Origin of the sequence: Actinoplanes sp. NPDC051851 (genome assembly GCF_040681165.1) — a bacterium.
Classification (GTDB): domain Bacteria; phylum Actinomycetota; class Actinomycetes; order Mycobacteriales; family Micromonosporaceae; genus Actinoplanes.
The window spans coordinates 37,229-43,463 of sequence record NZ_JBFAYF010000072.1 but is presented as its reverse complement, the minus strand read 5'-3'; the positions used below and the strand labels follow the sequence as shown (position 1 = coordinate 43,463).

Annotated in this window: 7 protein-coding genes and 1 pseudogene; 2 read left to right on the top strand and 6 right to left on the bottom strand. The window is 71.4% G+C overall.

Features of this window, described 5'->3' with window-relative positions:
• Positions 1 to 159: 159 nt before the first annotated feature.
• A pseudogene (locus AB0M08_RS40840) lies at positions 160 to 563 on the bottom strand (NUDIX domain-containing protein).
• A 280-nt stretch (positions 564 to 843) separates the two neighbouring features.
• Between AB0M08_RS40840 and AB0M08_RS40835 the strand changes: the two are divergent.
• The gene (locus tag AB0M08_RS40835; protein WP_364505659.1) at positions 844 to 1,053 is read left to right on the top strand and encodes a hypothetical protein; all 210 of its coding nucleotides are present in this window, start codon (positions 844 to 846) and stop codon (positions 1,051 to 1,053) included.
• Between the two features lie 109 nt (positions 1,054 to 1,162).
• Here the strand turns inward: AB0M08_RS40835 and AB0M08_RS40830 are convergent, their stop codons facing one another.
• Positions 1,163 to 1,666, bottom strand: coding sequence for a hypothetical protein (locus AB0M08_RS40830; protein WP_364505657.1), 504 nt, complete (start codon positions 1,664 to 1,666; stop codon positions 1,163 to 1,165).
• Positions 1,667 to 1,989: 323 nt separating this feature from the next.
• Between AB0M08_RS40830 and AB0M08_RS40825 the strand changes: the two genes are divergently transcribed.
• Positions 1,990 to 3,321, top strand: a complete 1,332-nt coding sequence (locus AB0M08_RS40825; protein WP_364505655.1) for an NAD(P)/FAD-dependent oxidoreductase — start codon at positions 1,990 to 1,992, stop codon at positions 3,319 to 3,321.
• Between the two features lie 9 nt (positions 3,322 to 3,330).
• On the opposite strand, the gene AB0M08_RS40820 is transcribed toward AB0M08_RS40825, so the two are convergent.
• The 4 genes from AB0M08_RS40820 to AB0M08_RS40805 form a co-directional block, all read right to left on the bottom strand.
• A complete protein-coding gene (locus tag AB0M08_RS40820) occupies positions 3,331 to 3,657 on the bottom strand; it encodes a hypothetical protein (RefSeq protein WP_364505653.1) in 327 nt (108 codons plus the stop codon).
• Positions 3,654 to 3,926, bottom strand: coding sequence for a hypothetical protein (locus AB0M08_RS40815; RefSeq protein ID WP_364505651.1), 273 nt, complete (start codon positions 3,924 to 3,926; stop codon positions 3,654 to 3,656). The genes AB0M08_RS40820 and AB0M08_RS40815 overlap by 4 nt, the downstream gene beginning before the upstream one ends.
• Before the next feature lie 135 nt (positions 3,927 to 4,061).
• Complete coding sequence (eutC, locus tag AB0M08_RS40810) at positions 4,062 to 4,844, bottom strand: ethanolamine ammonia-lyase subunit EutC (RefSeq protein ID WP_364505649.1); 783 nt, start codon at positions 4,842 to 4,844, stop codon at positions 4,062 to 4,064.
• A complete protein-coding gene (locus AB0M08_RS40805) occupies positions 4,841 to 6,229 on the bottom strand; it encodes an ethanolamine ammonia-lyase subunit EutB (RefSeq protein ID WP_364505647.1) in 1,389 nt (462 codons plus the stop codon). Before AB0M08_RS40805 ends, eutC begins: the two co-directional genes overlap by 4 nt.
• Positions 6,230 to 6,235 lie beyond the last annotated feature (6 nt).

Below are 6,235 nucleotides of genomic sequence, written 5' to 3'. Positions count from 1 at the left end.
CCGGCCAGGCCACCATCACAACGGCGACGAGCCTTCCACCAGCACAAAGCTAAACAAAATCAAGAAACTGTCTCAGTTGACTTGACAGGTTCCGGAGCGTGACGGCCAGCGCGGCAGATCGGCTCCCGGATGTGTCCGATGAGACTGAGCGTTGACGGTTTAGGCGCGGGTTCCCCGCATGGCTTCCATCAACGCCGTGCGTACGGGTTCGTGGGCGAGAGTAGGTAACTCATCCGGCTGGAACCAACGGATCTCGTCATGCTCATCGGGAGCGGCGTTTGTCGGTGTGCCCGTCCACTCACTGACGATCCAGGCACTCAAGCGCACAGGTTCCTCTGCGTGGCCTATAACCAGCCTACACAAATGAATGGCCGACCCTGTTGCTATCTGTACGCTCAGTTCTTCGTGCACCCCCTTGCGAGCGCAGCCAGCTCCGTCTCGCCTGCATCGATGTGCCCACCCGCCAGACCCCACACGTTCGGGTAAGCATGTTTGTTCGGACTTCGGTGGACGAGCAGGACTTGACCTTCGCGAACCAGCGCTGCGGTGACGATCTCAGGCATGGGCGGGATTTTGGCACGACCCTCCGACAAGAACGTCCGCAACTGCCGCTGGTCGGGCGCGCCGTGTCGGCGTGGCTGATCGTTGGTCGTGCATCCGGCTCCCGGCGACGAACCCGACCGGAGCAGGGATCACGGTGATGGAGGCGGACAGCGCCACCGGAACGAACGCCCGAGGATGGAGGTCTCCGAAGGGCGGTGGTGGCGTCTGGTCGTACGTGATGAGGGGCGTCGACCGACGTACGCTTGCCGAGGTCGTGGGGTGTGGCGCCGGGGCGAGAGGGTGGAGATGGTCGAGCGTGGGACTGCTGATCGGCTGATCCTCGTCAACGTCGTGGATCACCATTTCTATCTGGAAGAGCCGACCTTCATCGGCGCCGGGCAAAGCTACTGGATCGATCGGGAAGCCGGCGAGATCTGCGTGGATCGTGGTGGTGGCCGGCTGACGCGGCACGGACAGGTGAAACAGCGCGCCGACTGGATGCGGCGCTGACCAGACCCGGCTCGCTGCTGTGACGGTCGGCTGGGTGGGATGCCGGTCATGCCTGGAACGATGGCGTCGCCACGGCGAGCGCCGGTCAGGAGCTCAGCAAACACCCTGGTCAGCGTTGCAGGGAGGGCATGCCGGGGAGGGTACCGGCAGTACTCCCCTCGGCGGGCGGCGCGAGGCGGGACCGGCCGCGGGCGATCAGCATCACCACCAGCAGCAGCGCGATCAGCAGCATGACGGCGCTGCCGGTCAGTGCGGTGCCGACCCGGTCCACCAGGGCGGACGTGGCGGCGACCGAGGTGAGCACGCCGAGGCCGAGTGCGCTGCCGACCTGGTGGAAGGTGTTGACCAGGCCGGAGGCGGCGCCCGCGTCGGTGCCCGCCACCCCGGCCAGCCCGGCGGAGGTCAACGGTGCGAACGCCAGCCCTTGACCGACACCGATCAGCACCATCGGCAGTGCCACGGCGACCGGGTAGCCGCTGTCGTCGCCGGCGCGGCTCAGCCACACCATCCCGGCCAGGGTGACGGCGAGACCGGCGGTCAGCACCGGTGTCGCGCCGAAACGGCCCACGACCCGGTTGACCCGCAGCGCGACCACGAAGTCGACCGCGGACATCGGCAGGAACGCCGCGCTGTAGGCGGCGACGGCCCTGGCCCGCCGGTGCCCCTCGGGGAAACTCGCGGTCAGCAGCGACAGCGACGACGGTACCGCGAGTACCCCTTTCAGGTCCCGGCCGACTCGGCTGGCTCACCAGGCTCCTTCGGCGAAACCGCCGCACGCTGCCCGGCCGATCAGCGACCTGACGGATCCCGCAACCGCGATCGCCTGTCAGGTACGACACATCCAGATCCGTCACATCCGGCCCCGGGACGTCGTCCTGTCAGCGGCGGGCGGCGCGAGAGCCGACCGCCGCGCGGCGAGGCACGGAGGAGAGCAGCATGACGGGTCAGGCACGGCATCGCGTCGTCATCGTCGGAGCGGGGTTCGGCGGGCTGTACGCGGCTCGCGCCCTGAAGCGGGCGGCGGTGGACGTCACGCTGATCAACGGGACCAACCATCACATCTTCGAGCCGCTGATCTATCAGGTCGCCGCCGGGATCCTCTCCCCCGGCGAGGTCGCGGTCCCGGTCCGGGAGGCGGTCCGGCGGCAGCGGAACACCGAGTTCGTCCTGGGTACGGTGACCGATGTCGACCCCGTCGCGCGGACCGTCACCGTGCGGGCCGGGGACGGCGTCACCACCGACCGGCTGCCGTACGACTCGCTGATCGTCGCCGCCGGGGCGACCCAGTCGTACTTCGGTCACCACGAGTACGCCGAGTACGCGCCCGCCCTCAAGACCATCGACGACGCCCTGGAGATCCGCGGCCGGATCTTCAGCGCCTTCGAGATGGCCGAACGGGCCGCCGACCCGGCGGAACGCGAGCATTGGCTGACCTTCGTGGTCGCCGGCGCGGGGCCGACCGGCGTCGAGATGGCCGGGCAGATCGCGGAGATCGCCCACCGGACCCTGCCCGGCCAGTACCGGAACATCGACCCCCGGCAGGCCCGGATCATCCTGGTCGACGCCGCCGACCGGATCCTGCCGACCTTCGACGCGCGGCTGTCGGCCACGGCGGAGCGGCGGCTGCGCAGGATCGGCGTCGACGTCCGGCTCAACGCCCGCGTGGTCGGCCTCGACGCGCTCGGCGTGAAGATCGAGACGGCCGACGGCACGGCGACGGAGGCGGCCATGACGAAGATCTGGTGCGCGGGCGTCGCGGGGACCGGCGTGGCCGGGCGGCTCGCCGAGGCCACCGGAGCGCCCGTCGACCGGGTCGGGCGGGTGCTCGTCGAGCCGGACCTCACCGTGCCCGGTCATCCCGAGATCTTCGTACTGGGTGAGGCGATGAGCCTGGACGGCCTGCCCGGCGTCGCCCAGGTCGCGATCCAGGGCGGCCGGTACGCGGGCCGCACCATCGCCCGCCGCCTGGCCGGTGGCCGGGCCGTGAAGCCGTTCGCCTACTTCGACAAGGGCAACCTGGCCGCGGTGTCGCGCCACTTCGCGATCGCGGACCTCGGCCGGATCCGGCTCGCCGGAACGCCTGCCTGGCTGATCTGGATCGGCGTGCACCTCTGGTACCTGTACGGCCTGCGCAACAAGACGACCGTCCTGTTCCGCTGGATGGTCAGCTTCCTCGGCCGGTCCCGTTCCGAGGCGATCATCACCACCCAGCAGGTCGCCGCCCGCAACGCCCTGCGCCGCGAGGCCCACCTGACGGCCCGGCCCTGAGGAGTGTCGCTACGCGGCGCGGGTGCTCTGCGCCGCGTGGGCGATGGCCCGGCGCAGCTCTGCCAGGGACACCGTCTTGTCCGGGGCGTCGAGCTCGGTCAGGCCCATCTCCATCCAGCCGCGCACCAGCTCCGAGAGGGTGATGGCCTGCGTCTCGGCGGCCCGGCGGGTGCGCTGCGCGAGCGACGCCGGGACGCGGAGGGCGATGGTGACCGTCGGCTCGGACTCCGCCGGCGGCGGCAGTTGCACCGGTGTGGCCGGGTGATAGGTCACGTCGCCCCCGGCGAACGCCGCGGCGGCGGCCGCAACCTGGTCGGGGGTGTGCTGCTCCGTCATGACGACGCCTCCCATGCCTCGAACCGCGCGAGCTCGTCCGGGCTCATCGCCCGGGCGCCGATGATCTGCTGGTCCAGGCCACCGAGCAGCCGGACCGCGATGACCAGCGGCCGCCCGGCGCGGGTGCGCCCGCTGATCGTGAGGAACCGGACACCGGCCGACTCGGCGGCCATCGGCATGCGCCGCGGCGCACCGAGCACCTGGCCGACCTCGGACACCTCGACACCGCGCAGTGCTCGCAACGCCTCCGGCAGCCAGTCATACCCCACCTCAGCAGCGTATAACATTTGTTTTACACGCTGCCATCATCCTCGACGGCGATCAGGACAGATCGCGCTTGAGGATCTTGCCGGTGGCGGTCGTCGGGAGGGCGTCGACGAACTGTCGGCCAATCGCTGAGGACGTCAGCCGCCGAGCTCCCTGCCCGGGCCGAGCTCCCTGCCCGGGCCGAGCTCCCTGCCCGGGCCGAGCTCCCTGCCCGGGCCGAGGTCCTTGAGCCGTACGCCGGTCGTGCCGAGTTCGCGGGCACCCGCCATCAGCCCGGCGAGCGTGCGGGCCGCCGCCGCGTAGGAGAGGCCGTGCGGTGGGCGGATGTTGGAGACGCAGTTGCGGGCCGAGTCCGCGATGCCCGGCCTCGGGGACCACGTCAGATACGCGCCGAGACTGTCCGCGGAGGACAGGCCGGGGCGTTCACCGATCAGGACCAGCACCATCGCGGCGTCGAGGGCCCGGCCCACATGGTCGCCGAGCGCGACCCGGGCCTGGGTGGCGACCACCGGCGGCCCGACGGTGGTGCCCGGCGGAAGGGCCGCGAGAAGAGACCGCAGCAGCGGTACGGCGTGACGGTGCACCGCCGTGGCCGACAGGCCGTCGGCGAGCACGACGGCCAGGTCGACCGGCCCGGCCGATCGGGGCAGCGGGACGTCCGGGTCCGGCCGGCGGCCCAGGTCGGGCCGGGTGAGATAGGTGGCACGGTCCGGCGCCGCCGAGGCCACGTGTACGGCGCCCAGCGCTGCGAGCTCCCCGACCAGGGCGGCGTGGTCGAGCGCGCGGTGAACGGCGTCGCGGGCCAGCGCGTGTGCCGCTCCGGCCTCCAGCAACGCCCGGGTGGAGACACCGTTCCCGGCGCGTCCCAGGCCGATACGGGCGGGAGTCGTCCGCCGCAGCGGCGTCCAGAAGTCGTTCATGCGGCGATCGCCCGCAGGGCGCAGGAGGCCGGGTCGACGGCGAGGATGCCGCCGTCCGCGGCGAGCAATCCGGTCCGGTCGAGCCACTCCTCGAATTCGGGGGCCGCCCGTCTCCCGAGGGCCTTGCGCACGTAGAGCGCGTCGTGGAACGAGGTCGACTGGTAGCCGAGCATGACGTCGTCGGCGCCGGGCACGGCGATCACGAACGTGCAGCCGGCCACGCCGAGCATCGTGAGCAGCGTGTCCATGTCGTCCTGGTCGGCCTCGGCGTGGTTGGTGTAACAGACGTCGACGCCCATCGGGACGCCGAGCAGCTTGCCGCAGAAGTGGTCCTCCAGCCCGGCGCGCAGGATCTGCTTGCCGTCGTAGAGGTACTCCGGCCCGATGAAACCGACCACCGTGTTGACGATGAGCGGGTCGAAGGCGCGGGCCACGGCGTACGCACGCGCCTCCAGGGTCTGCTGGTCCACGCCGTGGTGCGCGCCGGCGGAGAGGGCCGAGCCCTGCCCGGTCTCGAAGTACATGACGTTCCGGCCGGCCGTGCCGCGGTTCAGCGCCTCGGCGGCGGCCTTCGCGTCGGCGAGCATCGGCAGTTCCACACCGAACCCGGCGTTGGCGGCCTGGGTGCCGGCGATCGACTGGAACACCAGATCCACCGGGGCGCCCCGGCCGATCAGGTCGACGGTGGTGGTGACGTGCGTCAGCACACAGGACTGCATCGGGATCGCGTAGCGTTCCCGCACGTCGTCGATCAGGTGCAGCAGGCCCGCCACCGTCCGCGGGTTGTCCGAGGCCGGGTTGATGCCGACGACCGCGTCACCGGAGCCGAGCAGCAGACCGTCGAGCAGCGCGGCGGCCACCCCGGCCCGGTCGTCGGTGGGATGGTTGGGCTGCAGCCGGGTGGAGAGCCGGCCGGGCAGGCCGAGCGTGGTGCGGAACGCGGTGACGACGCTGGTGGCGGCGGCGACCGCGATCAGGTCCTGGTTGCGCATCAGCTTGGCGACGGCCGCGACCATCTCGGGGGTGAGCCCGGGCGCGAGCGCGGTCAGGATCGCGCTCGCGCCGGGCCGGGCGGCCACGGTGAGCAGCCATTCCCGGAATTCGCCCACGGTGAGGCCGGCGACCGGAGTGAACGCGGCCGCGTCGTGGCCGTCGACGATGAGCCGGGTGACGTCGTCGGTCTCGTACGGGATCAGCGGCTCGTTCAGGAACGCGGCGAGCGGCACGTCGGCGAGGACCCAGCGGGCCGCCGCACGTTCGGCGTCGGTGCGGGCGGCACACCCGGCGAGTACGTCACCCGACCGCAGGGGCGTGGCCTTGGCCATCACCTCCACGAGCCCGTCGAACTGGTGGGTGCGGCCGTGCAGGTGCTGGCGGTAGCGCATCGTCTT